Source organism: Diaphorobacter sp. JS3051, from assembly GCF_015832135.1.
GTDB lineage: Bacteria > Pseudomonadota > Gammaproteobacteria > Burkholderiales > Burkholderiaceae_C > Diaphorobacter > Diaphorobacter nitroreducens.
Genome location: NZ_CP065406.1, coordinates 3,803,646 through 3,821,481 on the forward strand (window position 1 = coordinate 3,803,646; position 17,836 = coordinate 3,821,481).

A 17,836-nucleotide genomic window follows, 5' to 3' on the forward strand; every position below is an offset into this window, starting at 1 on the left:
GGCATCGCTAGTGTAGTGTTGCATTCTGTTTGGAACTTAATCGGCTATTGGCGCGGATGACCTTTTGCAGGATGTCGCGAGCGTTCTTGGTCCAGATGAACGGCTTGGGGTTGGTGTTGTGATGCGCGATGTACTCATCGATGGCCGAGACGAGTTCGGGCACGCTGGTGAACACCCCGCGGCGTAGCCGGTTCTCGGAGATGTCGCGAAAGAAGCGCTCGACCATGTTCAGCCACGATGCCGAGGTCGGCGTGAAGTGCATGTTGAATCTGGGGTGCTTGGCCAGCCACTCCTGCACAGCTGGATGCTTGTGCGTGGCGTAGTTGTCGGCGATCAGATGCAGCGTCTTGTCCTTGGGCGTCTCCCGATTGATTTGACGCAGGAACTTCAGCCACTCGATGTGGGTGTGGCGCTGCTGGCACTGGCCGATGACCTGACCGTTGAGCACGTTGAGCGCAGCGAACAAGGTGGTTGTGCCGTTGCGCTTGTAGTCGTGCGTCATGGTGGCCGCGCGCCCCTTCTTGAGCGGCAGCCCGGGCTGCGTTCGGTCCAGCGCCTGCACCTGGCTCTTTTCGTCGCAGCACAGCACCAGCGCATGCTCGGGCGGCGACATGTAAAGCCCCACGATGTCTTCGAGCTTTTGCACGAACTGCGGATCGCGCGAGACCTTGAAGCCGCGCACGATGTGAGGCTTGAGACCGTGGGCCTGCCAATGGCGCATCACGGTGCTGGCGCTGACGCCCAACTCAGCGGCCATCGTGCGCGTGCTCCAGTGCGTGGCCGCCTCGGGCTTGGTCTGTGTGGTTAGCTTCACAAGCTTGGCCACATCCACCTTCACCGGCGGTGCGCCGCGCGGCAAGTCGCGCTCGATACCTTGCAGCCCCAATTGCAGGTAGCGTTCACGCCAGCGCGCCACCTGCACGCGCCCAATGCCAAGCTGCTCGGCAATATCCTTGTTTTGCAGCCCCTGCGCGGCCAGCAGCACGATCTGGGCGCGCTGGGCCAATCTGACGCTGGTGCGCTTGGAGCGCGCCAGCCGGCTCAGCTCGCTTTCCTCTTCATCCGTCAACACAATCGTCGGGGCAACTCGCAATTTTTCACTCCAATGCAAACCGTAGTAGAGCATTGGAGCGTGGTTGCTCAATTAAGTTTCATTAAGAATCAAACACTACACTAGATTCAGGGCCATGCCACGCATGTTGCGCGGCCTTCTGATTTGAGGAGCGAGCATTTCCATGAGCAAGACCTATCGCATTGCCTGCATCCCCGGCGACGGCATCGGCAAGGAGGTGATCCCCGCCGGCCAGGCCGTGCTGGAGGCATTAGCGGCATCCCAGCCGGGCCTGGGCTTTGCGTTCACCAGCTATGGGTGGGGCGGAGACTGGTATCGCGCGCACGGCGAGATGATGCCGGCCGACGGCCTGCAGGCGCTCAGGGACAAGGACGCCATCCTGTTCGGCTCGGCCGGCGACCCGCATATCCCCGATCACATCACGCTGTGGGGCTTGCGCCTGAAGATCTGCCAGGGGTTCGACCAGTACGCCAACGTGCGCCCCACCCGCATCCTGCCGGGCATCGATGCGCCGCTCAAGCGTTGCGCGCCCCAGGACCTGGACTGGGTCATCGTGCGTGAAAACTCCGAAGGCGAATACGCCGGCGTGGGCGGCCGTGTGCACCAGGGCCATCCGCTGGAGGCCGCGACCGACGTGAGCATGATGACCCGCGCCGGTGTGGAGCGCATCATGCGCTTTGCGTTCAAACTGGCGCAGTCGCGTCCGCGTAAGCTGCTCACGGTGGTCACCAAGAGCAACGCCCAGCGCCACGCCATGGTGATGTGGGACGAAATCGCGGTGCAGATCAGCCGCGAATTTCCCGATGTGCGGTGGGATAAGGAACTGGTGGACGCGGCCACCGCGCGCATGGTGAACCGCCCCGCATCGCTGGACACCATCGTCGCCACCAACCTGCATGCCGACATCCTGAGCGACCTGGCCGCCGCGCTGGCGGGCAGCCTGGGGATAGCGCCCACCGGCAACATCGATCCCGAGCGCCGCTACCCCAGTATGTTTGAGCCCATCCACGGCTCGGCCTTCGACATCATGGGCAAGGGCCTGGCCAACCCGGTGGGCACGTTCTGGAGCTGCGTGATGCTGCTGGAGCACCTGGGCGAACACGCCGCCGCGCAGCGCCTGATGCGTGCCGTGGAGCATGTCACCGCCAACCCTGCGCTGCACACGGGCGACCTGGGCGGCCAGGCCACCACGCAGCAGGTCACCGATGCGGTGTGCGCCCAACTGGCGCAGCCGGTGGGACAGCAGGCAGCGCTGGCCTGAGCCGGTGGGCGGCACGCACTGCCCATGCGTTTTCATCACGACAACACAGGAGACAAGAGATGAGGAACCTTCGCAAACGCGCCCTGCTGGGTGCTTTGGCCGCCGCCGCGGCGCTCGCGTTGCCCGGCGCCTGGGCCCAGACCTGGCCCAGCCGCAGCGTGAGCATCATCGTGCCGTTCCCCGCGGGCGGAACGACCGACGTGCTGGCACGGGCGCTGGGGCAGGAGCTCTCCAAAACCCTAGGCCAGCCCGTGGTGGTGGAGAACAAGCCCGGCGCCGGCGCCACGCTGGGCGCTGACTATGTGGCCAAGTCCAAGGCGGACGGCTACACGCTGCTCATGGGTGCTGTGCACCACACCATCGCCACCAGCGTGTACCGCAAGCTGGGCTACGACTTTGAAAAGGACTTCGCTCCCATCACTACCGTGGCCCTGGTGCCCAATGTGCTGGTGGTGAATCCGCAGGTACCTGCCAAGACGGTGCAGGAACTGCTGGCACAGGCCAAGGCGCAGCCCGGCAAGCTCACCTACGGCTCTAACGGCACAGGCACGGGACAACACCTGATCGGCGCGCAATTCGAAGGCATGGGCGGCGTGCAGCTGCTGCACGTGCCCTACAAGGGCAGCGGCCCGCTGACCACCGACCTGCTGGGCGGGCAGATCAGCATGTCGTTCGACACCGTCACGCCGGTGCTGCCGCACATCAAGGCCGGCAAGCTGCGCGCGCTGGCCGTGACCACGGCCAAGCGCTCGGTGGCACTGCCCGACGTGCCCACGCTGGAGGAGGCGGGCCTCCCGGGCTTCGACATGGGGACGTGGTTCGGCATGCTGGCGCCAGCGGGCACGCCCAAGGACATCGTGGCGCGGCTGAACGCCGACATGGTGAAGATCATCCAGTCGCCCGAGTTCCGTAAGAAGATGGACGACATCGGCGCAGATCCCATCGCCAACACGCCCGAGCAGATGGCGCGTCAGATCAAGGACGATACGGCGCGCTTTGCGCGACTGGTCAAGGAAGCCAAGGTTTCGCTGGATTGACGGTAGGGCTTGTGCCGCGTGCTTTGGATAATGCGCGGCGGAGACAACGACCCATGACCATGACAGCCCCAGACCCCTTGCGCGACCCTCAGGCCTTCCTGCTGCACCTCTACCGCGTGGCGGTGCAGCGCGCCCAGCCCTTGCACAGCATGGCGCAGCATCTGCCGCCGCCACCCAAGGGGCGCACCGTGGTGCTGGGCGCGGGCAAGGCGGGTGCCTCCATGGCGCAGGCGCTGGAGGCGCTGTGGCCGCAGGATGCGCCGCTGTCGGGGCTGGTGGTCACGCGCTACGGCCACATACCGCCGCGGCCCGAGGGGCTGGCGCAGCGCCTGGAAGTCGTCGAGGCCGCGCACCCCGTGCCCGACGCGGCGGGCCTGGCCGCGGCCGAGCGCATCCTGGCGCTGACCCGAGGGCTGACCGAAGACGACCTGGTGCTGTGTCTCATCTCGGGCGGTGGCTCGGCGCTGCTCACGCTGCCGGCCGAAGGCATCACGCTGGAGGAGAAGCAACGCATCAACCGCGCACTGCTGGAAAGCGGCGCGGCCATCGGCGAGATGAACTGCGTGCGCAAGCACCTCTCGCGCATCAAGGGCGGTCGCCTGGCGGCAGCCTGCGCGCCGGCGCGCGTCGTCACGCTGACCATCAGTGATGTGCCGGGGGACGACCCCTCCGTGATCGCCAGCGGCCCCACGGTCCCCGACGCCAGCACCTGCGCTGACGCGCTGGACATCCTGGCGCGCTACCGCATCGACATTCCCGCCGCCGTGCACACAGCGCTGCAGGCCGGTGCGCTGGAAACCCCCAAGCCCGGCGATGTCCGCTTTGCCGGCCATGCGGTGCACATGATCGCGACACCCCAGCAGTCGCTGCAGGCAGTGGCGGATGCGGCGCGCGCGGCGGGGGTAGCGGCGTACATCCTGTCCGACGAGATGGAGGGCGAGTCCCGCGAGGTGGGCAAGGTGCACGCCGCGCTGGCGCGTGCGGTGGCGCGCCACGGCCAGCCGTTTGCGCGGCCGTGCGTGATCCTTTCGGGTGGCGAGACCACCGTCACCGTGCGCCCGCGCGCCCCGGGCGCGCCGAAGGGGCGCGGCGGCCGCGCGGGCGAGTTCTGCATGGGCCTGGCGCAGGCACTGCAGGGCCAGGAAGGGGTGTGGGCGCTGGCGGCCGATACCGACGGCATCGACGGCGTGGAAGACAACGCCGGCGCACGCGTGGCACCCGACACGCTGGCGCGCGCGGCGGCGCGGGGCGCACGCATCGGCGACCATCTGGACCGCAACGACGCCTACGGCTACTTCGAGCGGCTGGGCGATCTGGTCGTCACCGGGCCCACGCACACCAATGTGAACGACTTTCGCGCGCTACTTGTTTTGTAGCTTGCCACGCCTGCTGTTGCTGGATTTCTGATGCAAATGCATCTGAATGCGGCTTCTATCAAGCGCTGGCTGCTCACTTTTTTGATCTGCTGGCGCGGGCGCGCCCTGTCTGAGTGCGCGCGGCCTGCCGGCTGTTCCCCATCAGGCGATCCGCGCGGGAACTGTCCTGGATGGCGCACCACAGGACGTGGCGTTTATCGCGTACAAAAGTTGTATACACTTTGTTCGTAGGGACGGGGAGCGTATCACTTGCCTGCCCATTCGCCAGCGCATTCCTCATCACCATCGGCGGGCCGCGGCTTGCCATTGCAGGAGACTTCACCATGGGCCTCAGCACCCACGTTCTTGACACCATGCACGGTTGCCCCGCGGCGGGCATGGTAGTGGCGCTGTATGCCACGCAGGGTGACCAGGCCACGCTGGTCAAGCGCCTGGTACTCAACCCCGATGGGCGCACCGATGCGCCGCTGTTCGACAACGCCAGCCTGCGCACCGGCACCTACCGGCTGACGTTTGATGTGGGGGCGTATTTCAAGGCGAAGGGCGTGATGCTGCCCGAGCCCTCATTCCTGGACCGCGTGAGCCTGGACTTCGGCATCGCCCACGCCGACCAGCATTACCACGTGCCGTTGCTGGTCAGCCCCTGGAGCTATTCCACCTACCGCGGGTCCTGATGCTGCAAGCCCGCGCCGCGTGCCGCGCGGCGCAGGGCAACGCGGAGCCAATTCTTGCGAGTCGCGCATGCCTGCTTTGGGCGGGTTGCGGCGGTGCAGGTGCCCGCAGTCGCTACGGCTATTGCTGCGCTTCGCGCCTTGCAAACCAGGGCGCGCGCCATCGCGGGGGCCTGTGCGGCGGCGTCTTAGAGCTGGCCCTCGGTCAGCGTGTCGAGCTGGAAATTCCCGGACTTGTCCCACAGCCAGGTGTCGGTGTAGGTCACGCGCGCCATGCGCGTCGGCACGGGGAAGGGCGCTGCCGCGCGCACCGTGCGTTCGATCTCGGCCACCACGTCGGGCGCATGGCGGGGCGCACGCATCCAGCGCAGCGAAGTCACGCGGCCCGCACGGTCGATGTCCACCTCCAGCACGCCAATGGCGTGCAGCAGCGGCGGCAGCTTGCCCTTGTAGATGCGCGCTGCATTCAGGCCATAAATGTGGCTCGCGGCATCCTGCCGGTAGGCGCGCGGGGTGGCCGCGGAAGACGCGCGTGCCGAGCCCTGCGCGGCCGGCACCGGACCGGTGACGCGCGCGTCGCTGCCCGGTAGGCGCGAGTCCTGGGCGGAGGGCGCCTCGGGCCCCGACTTGCAGGCCGAGACGATCGCCGCGACCAATGCCATCACCCCGGCGGGCAGCCACCACGTTCGGCGCGCACGGGATGCACGCTGGGCCGAAGAGGACGGGGCAGAAGGCAGCTGTGGCATGGTGTTTGTCGCTATGCTGTACCGCGGCCACGACCAAGGCGGTGGCGCGCATGAATCAAGCTGGAGGAATCAGCGAGTGAAGGCATTGGACTGCCTGCTGGAGCGTATCAAGACCGCACCCGCCTGCCTCGTGACGGTGGAGTCTACCCAAGGCTCGGCGCCGCGGGAAGCCGGGGCATGGCTGGCGGTGTTCGCGGTGGGCGACGACTTCGTGGGCACCATCGGTGGCGGCCATCTGGAACTGCAGGCGCTGCGCGAAGCGCGTGAACGCCTGGCGGAGCACCTGGCTGGCAACCCTTCGCGCATGCCGCTCGTGCGACATGCGCTGGGCCCCAGCCTGGGGCAGTGCTGCGGCGGCGTGGTGCAGTTGCGGTTTGAATGCGTGGGGGCTGCTGACGCGCCGACCTTGCGCGAGCGCCTGGCGCCGCGGCTGCGGCCGGTGGCGCTGTTCGGCGGCGGCCATGTGGGGCATGCACTGGCGCGGGTGCTGGCGCCGCTGCCGTTTGCGCTGCACTGGATCGACAGCCGCGATGGCGTGTTCCCGCCGCAGGGGGGCGACGCGTCCGTGGTCTGTGAACAGTCCGACCCGGTACAGGCGGCCGTGCCGGGCCTGGCGCCGCAGTCCTTCGTGCTCATCATGAGCTTCAGCCATGCCGAGGACCTGGACATCGTGGCGGCGTGCCTCATGCGCCAGCGCGCGCGGGGCGATTTGCCCTTCATCGGCCTGATCGGCAGCCGCACCAAGTGGGCCACCTTCCGGCACCGGCTGGCGGCGCGGGGGTTCTCGGATACCGAGCTGGCGCAGGTGACCTGCCCGATCGGCGTGCCCGGAATCGCCGGCAAGCAGCCCGAGGTGATCGCCGTGGCCGTGGCCGCGCAGTTGCTGCAGCGGCTGGCCTGAGATTGCGTATAAAAATGGCTGCTGGCGCTTATGGAGCGAGCGCCAGCAGCTATTAATACAGGAGTTGCGTGGGTCACGCCAGCGTATAGGCCGTCTTCACCGTCGTGAAGAACTCCTGCGCATAACGGCCTTGTTCCCGCGGGCCGTAGCTGGAGCCCTTGCGCCCGCCGAAGGGCACGTGGTAGTCCACCCCGGCGGTGGGCAGGTTCACCATCACCATGCCCGCCTGTGCATGGCGTTTGAAGTGCGTGGCGTATTTCAGGCTGGTGGTGGCAATGCCGGCGGACAGGCCGAATTCCGTGTCATTCGCCACGGCCAGGGCTTCGTCGTAGTCGCGCACGCGGATCACGCTGGCCACGGGGCCGAACACCTCTTCGCGGTTGATGCGCATCGCCGGCGCCGTGTCCACGAACAGCGCGGGCGCCATGAAGAAGCCTTCGTTGCCGCTGCCCGTGTGGCAGGCCGCGCGCAGGCCGCCGGCCGCCAGCACGCCGCCCTCGGCCTTGGCGATCTCCACGTACGACAGGTCTTGCTCCAGCTGCGCCTGGCTCACCACAGGGCCCACGTCAGTGCCCGTGGCCAGCGCATCGCCCACTTTGATTTTCGCCATGCGTGCCTGCAGCGCCTCGATGAACTTCGGGTAGATGCCCTGGGTGACGATCAGGCGGCTGGACGCCGTGCAGCGCTGGCCCGTGGAATAGAACGCGCTCTGTGCGGACAGCTCCACCGCCTGCGCGAGGTCGGCATCGTCCAGCACCACCTGCGGATTCTTGCCGCCCATCTCCAACTGCACCTTCTTGCCGTTCTGCACGCACGCCTGGGCGATGCCGCGGCCCACGCCGACCGATCCGGTGAAGCTGATGGCGGCCACGCCGGGGTGCTGCACCAGCGCCTCGCCGATCACGCGCCCGCGGCCCATCACCAGGTTGAACACGCCGGCGGGGATGCCCGAGCGGTGGATGATCTCGGCCAGCGCCCACGCACTGCCGGGCACCAGGTCGGCGGGCTTCAACACCACGCAGTTGCCGAACGCCAGGGCTGGCGCGATCTTCCAGGCGGGGATGGCCATGGGGAAGTTCCACGGCGTGATCAGACCCACGACGCCGATGGGCTCGCGCGTGACCTCCACGCCGATGCCGGGGCGCACCGAGGGCACGGTCTCGCCCGCCAGGCGCAGGCATTCGCCGGCGAAGAACTTGAAGATCTGCCCGGCGCGGGCGACTTCGCCGATGCCTTCTGCGCGGGTCTTGCCTTCCTCGCGCGCCAGCAGCGCGCCCAGCTCCTCGCGCCGCGCGAGGGTTTCATTGCCGATCTTGTCCAGCGCATCGTGGCGCGCCTGGATGCCCGACGTGCTCCATGCGGGGAAGGCAGCGGTGGCGGCCGCCACGGCGGCGTCCACGTGCGAGGCGTCGCCCTGGGCGTATTCGCCCACCACATCGGCCAGGTTACTGGGGTTGGTGTTGGGTGCGGCCTGGGACGTGGAAACCCATTCGCCGTTGATGAGCAGGCCGTGGGGGGAGGAAGCAGACATGGGAATCCTTGGGAAGTGTGTGGACGGAGAAAAGGAGAGGCGGGCACGGCCCTGAAGGCGTGTCATTTGAAATATTGGAACACTAATATATTAGTGCACGAATGCGAGAATCCACGTATGCCCATACTGACCAAGTTCCGCCTTGACCGTTCGCGCCTGGCCGCCCCGCAGGTCTTCGAAAGCCTGCGCGAGGCCATTCTGACGCTGGAGCTGGTGCCCGGCGCGATGCTGGTGCGCAGCGACCTGGCCGGGCAATTCGGCGTGAGCCAGACGCCCATCCGCGAGGCGCTGCTGCGCCTGGAAGAGGAGGGCCTGGTGGAAGTCTTTCCCCAGCACGCCACGCTGGTCAGCCGCATCGACGTGGCGGCTGCGCGCGAAGCGCACTTCCTGCGCCGCTCCATCGAGCTGGAGATCGTGCGCACGCTGGCGCTGCAGCCGCCCCCCGGCCTGGTAGTGCAATTGCAGGCGCAGTGCGCACTGCAGGAATCGCTGGCCGCCGCGCAGCGTTATGGCGACTTTCTGGGGGCGGACCATGGCTTTCACCGCCTGATGTATGAGGCGGCCGGCGTCATGGGCCTGTGGGCGTTGGTGCGCCGCTACTCCGGCCATGTGGATCGCTTGCGCCGCCTGCACCTGCCCACTGCAGGCAAGACGGGCGTCATCATGCGCCAGCACCGGGCCATCCTCGACGCCATTGACCGGCAGAACGCTCCCGCGGCCCAGGAGGCGTTGCGCGAGCACCTGTCGGGCACGCTCAGCGCGGTGGACGATGTATGCGCCCAGCATCCGGATTACATCCTGCAGGGTTAGGGACAATCCCTGGGCCATTCCAGCGGCCGTTGCCAAAAAAGTGCATACACTTCCTGTTCACAAAACGGGTCGCAGCGGTGCCCCGGCAGCTTCCTGCCACGGTGCGCGGCCCCTCTTTTTCTGCTCAGAGCGCCCGCAGTGGTGAGCAGCTTGCAGGCGGCCCGCCGGGCCGCCAAGGTTGAAACACGATGGAAAGCTACTTCCTCGACTGGGCCAATCTGCTGCTGCGCTGGCTGCACGTCATCACTGCCATCGCCTGGGTGGGCTCCTCGTTCTACTTCGTCTTTCTGGACAGCAGCCTCACGCCGCCGGTCGACGAGGACCTGAAGCGCCAGGGCGTGAACGGCGAGCTTTGGGCTGTGCATGGCGGGGGCTTCTACCACCCGGTCAAGTTCAACGTGGCGCCCCCGAAGCTGCCGGACCATCTGCACTGGTTCTTCTGGGAGAGCTACACCACCTGGCTCAGCGGCTTTGCACTGCTCACGGTTTCGTATCTGTGGAACGCGGGCATCTACCTGGTGCATCCGGCCGGCCCGCTCATGTCGCCCGCCATGGCCATCGCGGCGGCTCTGGCCTTTCTGGTGGTGTTCTGGCTGCTGTACGACGGCATCTGCCGCGTGTTCGGCCAGAAGGCCAACGGCGATGCCATCGTGGGGACGCTGGTGCTGGTCCTGGTGTGCATCGCCGCGTGGCTGGCCTGCCGCATCTTCCCCGGCCAGGCGGCTTTCCTGCTGATGGGCGCGATGCTCGCCACTTCGATGAGCGCCAACGTGTTCTTCTGGATCATTCCCGGCCAGCGCAAGGTGGTGGCGGCACTGAAGGCCGGCCAGCCGGTGGACCCGGTGCATGGCAAGCGCGGCAAGCAGCGCAGCGTGCACAACACGTACTTCACGCTGCCGGTGCTGTTCGCCATGCTCTCCAACCACTACGGCTGGCTCTACAACCATGGGCAGAACTGGCTGGTACTGATCCTCATGATGTTCGCGGGCGCGGCCATTCGCCAGTTTTTCGTGATGCGCCACGGCTACAAGCTGGGCCGCAACGGCCATCCCTGGCCCTATGCGGCCGTGGGCGTGGTGGTGCTGGTGGGCGTGGTGGTATGGCTCAAGCCGGCTGCGCCGGCCGTGTCCGCCGCCGCGCCGGCCGCCGCAGGCTACGAACAACTGCACGCCGTCATACAAAAACACTGCGTGGTGTGCCACAGCGCCAACACCATTGCGCAGAAGAACGTGAAGTTCGACACCCCGCAGGACGTGAAGAGCCACGCGCAGCAGATCTACCAACAGGTGGTGCAGCTGCGCAAGATGCCATTTGGCAACCCGGGCGCACTGTCCGACGAAGAGCGCGAAACCTTCAAACGCTGGTACGAGAACGGCGCCAGCATCGCGCCCTGACGCCCCCCGGTATTGCGGGCATCATCCGGGGCCATGCACCTTTACCGATCTGCGCTCCTGCGCTTTGCCGACGACGGCACGGCCCTGTACGAAGAAGACGGCCTGTTGGCCACCGCGTCCGATGACCGGGGCGTGCAGCGCGTGCACGCCGCCGGCGCGTGGCGCGCGCTGGCGCCCCTCTATCTTCCTCAGGCCTCGCAGCCGGTGACCCACTGGCCCGGCCGCATCATTGCACCGGGCTTCGTGGACATGCATGTGCACTACCCGCAGCTGGACGTGATCGGCTCGCCCGCCGAAGGCCTGCTGCCCTGGCTGGAGAACTACACCTTCCCGCACGAGTCGCGATTCGCCGATGGCGGCTACGCCGTCGGGGTGGCGGGCTTTTTCCTGGATGAGTTGCAGCGCAACGGCGTGACCACGGCGCTCACCTTCGCCACCTCGCATCCGGGCTCGGTGGATGCGCTGATGGCGCAAGCCCAGGCGCGGCGGCTGCGCCTGATTGCCGGCAAGGTGCTGCAAGACCGCCACTCGCCCGACGGCGTGCGCGACGCGACCGAGCAATCCCTCATCAACACCGAAGCGCTCATCCAGCGCTGGCACGGCAAGGGGCGGCTGGGCTACGCCATCACGCCGCGTTTTGCCCCCACCAGCACGCCGCAGCAGCTGAGCGGCGCGGGTGCTCTGGCCGCGCGCTACCCCGACGTATGGGTGCAGTCCCATGTGGCGGAGAACCAGCAGGAGATCTGCTGGGCGCGGGAGCTGTTCCCCGGCGCGCGGAGCTACCTGGATGTGTATGCCCGTGTCGGCCTGCTGCGTGAGCGCGCGGTGTACGCGCATTGCATCCATTTCGACGACGAGGACCGCGCCGCCATGCGCGAGAGCGGCGCGGTGGCTGCCGTGTGCCCCACGAGCAACCTGTTCCTGGGCAGTGGCCAGTTTGACTTTGCGGGCGCGGACCGCATGGGCTTCGGCTACGGCTTGGCCAGCGACGTGGGCGGCGGCACCAGCTTCAGCCCTTTCCACACGATGCTGGCCGCGTACTACGTGGGCCGGGAGGGGCAGACCAAGACGGGCCTGAGCCTGGCGCCGCAACGGCTGTGGTGGCTGCATACCGCCGGCGCCGCTCGGGCGTTGGGGCTGGATGGCGTGGTGGGCAACCTGCAGCCGGGTTGCGAAGCCGACTTCGTGGTGCTGAATCCTGCAGCGACCCCGCTGCTGGCGCGGCGCACGGCGGGCGCCGCCCACCTGGACGAACTGCTGTTCGCGATGATCGTGCTCGGCGACGACCGTTTGATCGAGCGCACTGTCATTGCATGAAATATTTGCCTCTGACGCTTATGTATCAAGCGTCAGCAGCTATCATTTAAGTAGCTTTCATTCGCCTAGAATACGCGCCAGGAGTACCCCATGAGCATCAAGAGCGACAAATGGATCCGCCGCATGGCCGAGCAGCACGGCATGATCGAGCCGTTCGAGCCCGGCCAGATCCGGCAGCAGGACGGGCGCAAGATCATCAGCTACGGCACCAGCAGCTACGGCTACGACATCCGCTGCGCGCGTGAATTCAAGGTCTTTACCAACATTCACAGCACCGTGGTGGACCCGAAGAACTTCGACGAAAAGAGCTTCGTGGACTTCGAGGGCGACTACTGCATCATCCCGCCCAACAGCTTCGCGCTCGCGCGCACCGTGGAGTACTTCCGCATCCCGCGCGATGTGCTCACCGTCTGCCTGGGCAAGAGCACCTATGCGCGCTGCGGCATCATCGTCAACGTCACGCCGTTCGAGCCCGAGTGGGAAGGCTACGTGACGCTGGAGTTCTCCAACACCACGCCGCTGCCCGCCAAGATCTACGCGGGCGAGGGCTGCGCGCAGGTGCTTTTCTTCCAGGGTGACGAGGAATGTGCCGTGAGCTACAAGGACCGCAACGGCAAATACCAGGGCCAGCACGGAGTGACGCTGCCCAAGGCCTGAAGGACCTGCCTGAAGGACCTCGGCCTGGACCGTGGGGTGCGCGCCGACTCCTGCGTCGGCGCTTGCCGCCGTCCTACACGCCGGCTGGCCCTGCGCTGGTGGTGCGGCTGCGTGGCGCTGCCTAGGATGGCTGCAGTGTTTCAGGAGTACTGCATGTCCCACACCATCCATGATCCCGCCTCCCCCGCTGCGCCCCGGCCATGGGATCCGCCCGTGAAATCTGCGCCCACGCCCAGCCTCTGGATGTGGCTGGGTGCCGCCATCGTCATCCTTGCGCAGTTGTGGGTGCTGCAGGCGGTGGTGGAACGCCACACGCACCAAGCCCACGAACGGATGGCGAAGTACGTCAACCACACGCTGCAGCCGCGCCCGTCGCAAGACATGTTGCTGGCCGCGCAGTAGTGCGCGGCGCGAAATCCCGAGGGTGCCGCCGCGGGCGTAACATCGGCGGCTGGTGCGTCGTGCACGCAGGAGATCACCCATGAGATGGGAAGGCAATCGCGAATCGGACAACGTGGAAGACCGGCGCAGCGGCGGCGGGGGCGGCTTCATCGGCGGACGCTCGATCGGCATTGGCACCATCGTTGTGGCGCTCATCGGCTGGGGTGTGTTTGGCATCAACCCGCTGACCACCATCGGCGTACTGTCGGGCGGGGGCGCGCCGCAGGTCCAACAGGGGCCGGCCCAGCGTCCGCCGCAGGGCGACCGTGAGGCCGCCTTCGTCTCCACCGTCCTGGCGTCCACGGAGGATGTGTGGACGCAGGTGTTCCAGCAAGGTGGGGCGCAGTACCGCCAGCCCAAGTTGGTGCTCTACCGCGGCGCCACGCCCACGGCCTGTGGCACGGGGCAGAGCGCGATGGGGCCGTTTTACTGCCCTGGGGACCAGAAGGTGTACCTGGACATGGATTTCTTCGACACCATGAGTCGCCAGCTGGGTGCGCCAGGCGAATTTGCCCGCGCCTACGTGATCGCGCACGAGGTCGGCCACCATGTGCAGACCCTGCTGGGCACCACCGGCAAGGTGGACGGCATGCGCGGGCGCGTGAGCCAGCGCGAGCAGAACGCGCTGTCGGTTCGGCTGGAACTCCAGGCCGACTGTTACGCCGGCATTTGGGCCCACCATTCGCAACAGGCCAAGAACTGGCTGGAGCAGGGCGACATCGAATCCGCGGTGAACGCCGCCGAGCAGATCGGTGACGACGCGCTGCAGCGCCAGCAGACCGGCACCGTGCGGCCCGATGCCTTCACCCACGGCTCCAGCGCGCAGCGCGTGCGGTGGTTCACGCAGGGGTTCAAGACCGGCAGTGTGCAAGGCTGCAACACTTTCAATGCACAGTCGCTTTGACACCGTGAACGCACGCTAAGCCGTCGTTTTCGCGCCAAGCCGGAGACGCCCCGGTACAGGCCGTTAACGGCCTTGTTGGCCTTCGCCGCTGCTGCAATGCGACAATAGCGGCTTCATGACACAACCCTATTCCACTCTTGCGCTGGCCGAGCCGCTCAAGCGCGCCGTAGCCGAGATGGGCTACGAGAACATGACGCCGATCCAGGCACAGGCGATCCCTGTCGTGCTGACCGGCAAGGACGTGATGGGTGCGGCGCAAACCGGCACCGGCAAGACGGCGGCCTTTTCGCTGCCGTTGCTGCAGCGCCTGCTCAAGCACGAGAACAGTTCAGCCTCTCCCGCGCGCCACCCTGTGCGCGCGCTCGTGTTGCTGCCCACGCGCGAGCTGGCGGACCAGGTGGCGCAGCAGATCGCGCTGTACGCCAAGTACACCAAGCTACGCAGCACGGTGGTGTTTGGCGGCATGGACATGAAGCCGCAGACCATCGAGCTGAAAAAGGGCGTCGAGGTGCTGGTGGCCACGCCCGGCCGTCTGCTGGACCATATCGAGGCCAAGAACGCGGTACTCAATCAGGTCGAGTACGTGGTGCTGGACGAGGCCGACCGCATGCTGGACATTGGCTTCCTGCCCGACCTGCAGCGCATCCTTTCCTACCTGCCCAAGCAGCGCACCACGCTGCTGTTCTCCGCCACCTTCTCGCCCGAGATCAAGCGCCTGGCCGGCAGCTATCTGCAGGACCCGATCACCATCGAGGTCGCGCGCCCCAACGAGACCGCCTCCACCGTGGAGCAGCGCTTCTTCGCGGTAGACGGCGACGACAAGCGCCGCGCCATCCGCCATGTGCTGAACGAGCGCGGCCTCAAGCAGGCCTTCATCTTCGTGAACAGCAAGCTGGGCTGCGCGCGCCTGGCCCGCAGCCTGGAGCGCGACGGCCTCAAGACCGCCGCGCTGCATGGCGACAAGAGCCAGGACGAGCGACTGAAGGCGCTGGAAGCCTTCAAGAGCGGCGAGGTGGACCTGCTGGTCTGCACCGACGTGGCGGCGCGGGGCCTGGACATCAAGGACGTGCCCGCGGTGTTCAACTACGACGTGCCCTTCAATGCAGAGGACTACGTGCATCGCATCGGCCGTACGGGCCGCGCCGGCGCATCGGGTCTGGCCGTCACGCTGGCGGCCAGCAGCGATACCCGCCTGGTGGCGGATATCGAGAAGCTCATCAAGAAGAAGATTGAGCTCGAACCGCTGGAATTGCAGGAAGATCGTCCGCGGGGCCGCTACAACGACGGCCGCCGCGCCTGGGGCGGCGACGATTCGGGCGAGGGCGCTCCAGCCGCCCCCCGCAGCCGCGAGCGCAGCGCGTACCGCTCCGCGCCTGCGGCGTCTCGCGATCCGTTCTTCGACAAGCCCTACGAGGCCAGCACATCGGCCGGTGCGTCTGCGAGCTGGGAGGTGGCCCCCAAGGCATCGCCCGCGCGTGGCGGCATCTCCGCCAACATCAAGCCCAAGCGCAAATTACCCGCCTTGTTCAAGGCGCCGCAGGCCTCTACGGCCGAGCCATCAACCCACTGAAAACACAGGCCGCCGTTCAGCGGCCTTTTCAATAAAAAATGCCCCTAGCGCTTGCGGAATAAGCGCTGGTAGCTATATTTTTAATAGCGAATGCTAGGGGTGATTGTGCCCGCCAGGGCCCGCCAACTGCGCGATCAGGGGGGCATCCACGGCGCCAAAGGCGAGCACTGTGCCGCCGCGCTGTGCGGCAAAGGCCTGTGCGGCCTCCCGTGTCGAGAACGCGGGCAGATTGCCGGCGCGCATCGGCCCCCGCGCCGACGAGCCGTGCACGTAATAGGCAGACAGCGCGTCCGTCCAGCGGGCGCCGCCCGCGGCCGCTGGCCGCGTGGTGTCGGTGACGTAGTGCGCCATGATGTCCCGTGCACTGCGGCCGGGGCTGTAGCGGGCCACGTCCTGCAGGTACATGAACAGCGACAGGGGCGAGTCGAAAAACTGTGCGTCGCCATTGCGAAAGATGACCTGCGCCGCCCAGTCGGGCGAACGGGCGGGGAACATGCCACACACGGGACAGCGCGCATCCACCGGAATGGGGCGCGCTGCTGTGGGCGGCAGGCCCGACGCGGGGTCGTACGGCGTTGGGGGTGCGACGATGCACACGTCCGGCTCCAGAGCGGGAGCCGGCTGGGGCCGCAGCGCGCTGCGCAGGCCCGGCACGCCCCAGAGCCCGCCCGCCGCGGCTGCAAACGCCAGCGTGCCCGCAACCAGCATGCGCCTGCGGCGTGGCTGGTGCGGCGGAGGACTCAGCGTGGATGCAGACATGGTGCAAGGGCTGTTACATGCGGGTGTCGTGCAGCGCACCGCCGCTCAGGTCCACCATGTCGAGCTTGATGTCCGCAAAGCGCAGCACCTTGCCGCCATGTTCACCGGCGAACTTGGCCGCATCGGCCTCCTGCGCGAAGCTGGCGATGGTGGGGCCCATGGAGCCATGCCGCTTGCTGCCCAGCACGTAGACGGCGGTCTTGGCGTCGATCCAGTGGCCTTTGGGTTCGTTCCAGTCGGCCTTGCCCATGTCCTGCACGTACACGGCGCGCACTGCACGCACTTGTTCGCCGGCAAGCAGGGTGTTGAACAGCTCGATGGTGTCGCAGAAGAAGGAGGGCTTTTCCTGGCCGGCGTAGTGGATCTGCGCCTTGGGGCCGGGGTAGTCTGCAAGCAGCATGCCGTCGAGCTCGCAACTTGTGGAACGGTCGATCTCCACGGGCGCAAGGGACTGCTGTTCGGCTGCCTTGTCGCCGCAGCCAGCCAGCAGGCTGCTGGTGGCCAGCGCCGTGAAGGCGGCCATGCCCAGTGCACGGCGACGGGTGATGCAGGAACAGGTCATGGCTTGAATCTCCAGTTGGCGATGGCGAGCGGCAGGGCGATCCACGCCAGCATCACGCCACCCATGATTGCGGGGCTACCCAGCGACGAGGGAACGACGCTGGCGAGCCCGTAGAGCGTGCGCACGTCTTCGAGCGAGAACACGTTGAGGATGCGGAACACGTCGGCCGGGTTCAGCAGCAGCAGCCAGGCGAACGCATCGCCCGCGAACTGCCCGCCCGTGGCCACCAGCAGGCCCAGCAGCAGCAAATCGAACACCAGCACGAAGAAGAACCAGGTAGCAATGGCCAGACCCGAGGCGCGCGTGCGGTCGCGTGCCAGCACCGATAGCATCACTGCCAGGCTCAGGAATGCGAGGCCCAGCAATACCGAGCTGATCATGAAGCCGCCGTAGTGGAACAGGGCATTGGCGCTCATGTGACGCCACAGCAGCACCGCCACCAGCCCGAAGCCCGCCAGGGTGGAGAGCGCCAGCGCAGCCGCCAAGCCCAGGTACTTGCCCAGCAGCAATTCCAGCCGGGTGATGGGCAGGGCCAGCAGCAGATCGAGTGAGCCGCGCTCGCGCTCGCCCACGATGGCATCGAACCCCAGCAACAGCGCAATCAGCGGGATGAGGTAGATGACCAGGCTGACGAGGCTGGCGATGGTGAACTCGATGGAGCGAAAGCCCACCGTGCCCTGCTGCGCGCCGCCGAAGTAGGCGATGACGAGTGAGAACACGGTGAAGACGAGGGCCACCGCAAGCACCCAGCGATTGCGCATGCGATCGCGGAATTCCTTGGCGGCGATGGTGAAGATCTGGGTCAGTTCCATGGGGCGTCGTGGGCA

General features: G+C 67.0%; 18 protein-coding genes. 12 read left to right on the top strand and 6 right to left on the bottom strand.

Annotation, left to right across the window (positions count from 1 at the left end; genetic code table 11):
• Nucleotides 1-7: 7 nt before the first annotated feature.
• Nucleotides 8-1,126, bottom strand: a complete 1,119-nt coding sequence (locus I3K84_RS18115; RefSeq protein WP_231403305.1) for an IS630 family transposase — start codon at nucleotides 1,124-1,126, stop codon at nucleotides 8-10.
• A 109-nt stretch (nucleotides 1,127-1,235) separates the two neighbouring features.
• On the opposite strand from I3K84_RS18115, the gene I3K84_RS18120 reads away from it, so the two are divergent.
• The 4 genes from I3K84_RS18120 to uraH all read left to right on the top strand — a co-directional run bounded on the left by I3K84_RS18120 (nucleotide 1,236) and on the right by uraH (nucleotide 5,420).
• Nucleotides 1,236-2,333: a tartrate dehydrogenase gene (locus I3K84_RS18120; protein WP_011804553.1), complete on the top strand. Its 1,098-nt coding sequence runs from the start codon at nucleotides 1,236-1,238 to the stop codon at nucleotides 2,331-2,333.
• 59 nt (nucleotides 2,334-2,392) lie between these two features.
• Nucleotides 2,393-3,370, top strand: coding sequence for a tripartite tricarboxylate transporter substrate binding protein (locus I3K84_RS18125; RefSeq protein ID WP_135148766.1), 978 nt, complete (start codon nucleotides 2,393-2,395; stop codon nucleotides 3,368-3,370).
• A gap of 53 nt (nucleotides 3,371-3,423) precedes the next feature.
• A complete protein-coding gene (locus I3K84_RS18130; RefSeq protein WP_196995118.1) occupies nucleotides 3,424-4,746 on the top strand; it encodes a glycerate kinase in 1,323 nt (440 codons plus the stop codon).
• A 323-nt stretch (nucleotides 4,747-5,069) separates the two neighbouring features.
• Nucleotides 5,070-5,420 (top strand): hydroxyisourate hydrolase, encoded by a 351-nt coding sequence (gene uraH / locus I3K84_RS18135; RefSeq protein WP_011804556.1) that lies wholly within the window; start codon nucleotides 5,070-5,072, stop codon nucleotides 5,418-5,420.
• 185 nt (nucleotides 5,421-5,605) lie between these two features.
• Here uraH and I3K84_RS18140 read toward each other — a convergent pair whose 3' ends face one another.
• A complete protein-coding gene (locus tag I3K84_RS18140) occupies nucleotides 5,606-6,079 on the bottom strand; it encodes a hypothetical protein (RefSeq protein WP_015912752.1) in 474 nt (157 codons plus the stop codon).
• 160 nt (nucleotides 6,080-6,239) lie between these two features.
• Between I3K84_RS18140 and xdhC the strand changes: the two genes are divergently transcribed.
• On the top strand, nucleotides 6,240-7,064 hold the full coding sequence (gene xdhC, locus I3K84_RS18145; protein WP_196995119.1) for a xanthine dehydrogenase accessory protein XdhC: 825 nt from the start codon (nucleotides 6,240-6,242) through the stop codon (nucleotides 7,062-7,064).
• 73 nt (nucleotides 7,065-7,137) lie between these two features.
• Here xdhC and I3K84_RS18150 read toward each other — a convergent pair whose 3' ends face one another.
• Complete coding sequence (locus I3K84_RS18150; RefSeq protein ID WP_196995120.1) at nucleotides 7,138-8,595, bottom strand: aldehyde dehydrogenase family protein; 1,458 nt, start codon at nucleotides 8,593-8,595, stop codon at nucleotides 7,138-7,140.
• 117 nt (nucleotides 8,596-8,712) lie between these two features.
• On the opposite strand from I3K84_RS18150, the gene I3K84_RS18155 reads away from it, so the two are divergent.
• The 7 genes from I3K84_RS18155 to I3K84_RS18185 all read left to right on the top strand — a co-directional run bounded on the left by I3K84_RS18155 (nucleotide 8,713) and on the right by I3K84_RS18185 (nucleotide 15,688).
• Nucleotides 8,713-9,405: a GntR family transcriptional regulator gene (locus I3K84_RS18155; protein ID WP_196995121.1), complete on the top strand. Its 693-nt coding sequence runs from the start codon at nucleotides 8,713-8,715 to the stop codon at nucleotides 9,403-9,405.
• 188 nt (nucleotides 9,406-9,593) lie between these two features.
• A complete protein-coding gene (locus tag I3K84_RS18160; protein ID WP_196995122.1) occupies nucleotides 9,594-10,799 on the top strand; it encodes a urate hydroxylase PuuD in 1,206 nt (401 codons plus the stop codon).
• A gap of 33 nt (nucleotides 10,800-10,832) precedes the next feature.
• Nucleotides 10,833-12,116 carry a guanine deaminase gene (gene guaD / locus I3K84_RS18165; RefSeq protein ID WP_196995123.1) on the top strand — a complete coding sequence of 428 codons (1,284 nt, stop codon included), beginning with the start codon at nucleotides 10,833-10,835 and terminating at the stop codon, nucleotides 12,114-12,116.
• Between the two features lie 90 nt (nucleotides 12,117-12,206).
• Nucleotides 12,207-12,773 carry a dCTP deaminase gene (gene dcd, locus I3K84_RS18170; RefSeq protein WP_011804563.1) on the top strand — a complete coding sequence of 189 codons (567 nt, stop codon included), beginning with the start codon at nucleotides 12,207-12,209 and terminating at the stop codon, nucleotides 12,771-12,773.
• Between the two features lie 153 nt (nucleotides 12,774-12,926).
• Entirely contained in the window at nucleotides 12,927-13,175 is a 249-nt protein-coding gene (locus tag I3K84_RS18175) for a hypothetical protein (protein ID WP_172206562.1), read from the top strand.
• A gap of 79 nt (nucleotides 13,176-13,254) precedes the next feature.
• Entirely contained in the window at nucleotides 13,255-14,118 is an 864-nt protein-coding gene (locus tag I3K84_RS18180) for a neutral zinc metallopeptidase (RefSeq protein WP_047350812.1), read from the top strand.
• A 115-nt stretch (nucleotides 14,119-14,233) separates the two neighbouring features.
• Nucleotides 14,234-15,688, top strand: a complete 1,455-nt coding sequence (locus I3K84_RS18185) for a DEAD/DEAH box helicase (RefSeq protein ID WP_088887388.1) — start codon at nucleotides 14,234-14,236, stop codon at nucleotides 15,686-15,688.
• A 93-nt stretch (nucleotides 15,689-15,781) separates the two neighbouring features.
• On the opposite strand, the gene I3K84_RS18190 is transcribed toward I3K84_RS18185, so the two are convergent.
• From I3K84_RS18190 to I3K84_RS18200, 3 genes are all read right to left on the bottom strand, one after another.
• Nucleotides 15,782-16,396: a nitrous oxide reductase accessory protein NosL gene (locus tag I3K84_RS18190; protein WP_047350833.1), complete on the bottom strand. Its 615-nt coding sequence runs from the start codon at nucleotides 16,394-16,396 to the stop codon at nucleotides 15,782-15,784.
• A gap of 64 nt (nucleotides 16,397-16,460) precedes the next feature.
• On the bottom strand, nucleotides 16,461-17,009 hold the full coding sequence (locus I3K84_RS18195; RefSeq protein ID WP_011804567.1) for a nitrous oxide reductase accessory protein NosL: 549 nt from the start codon (nucleotides 17,007-17,009) through the stop codon (nucleotides 16,461-16,463).
• Nucleotides 17,006-17,821 carry an ABC transporter permease gene (locus tag I3K84_RS18200; RefSeq protein WP_011804568.1) on the bottom strand — a complete coding sequence of 272 codons (816 nt, stop codon included), beginning with the start codon at nucleotides 17,819-17,821 and terminating at the stop codon, nucleotides 17,006-17,008. The genes I3K84_RS18195 and I3K84_RS18200 overlap by 4 nt, the downstream gene beginning before the upstream one ends.
• Nucleotides 17,822-17,836 lie beyond the last annotated feature (15 nt).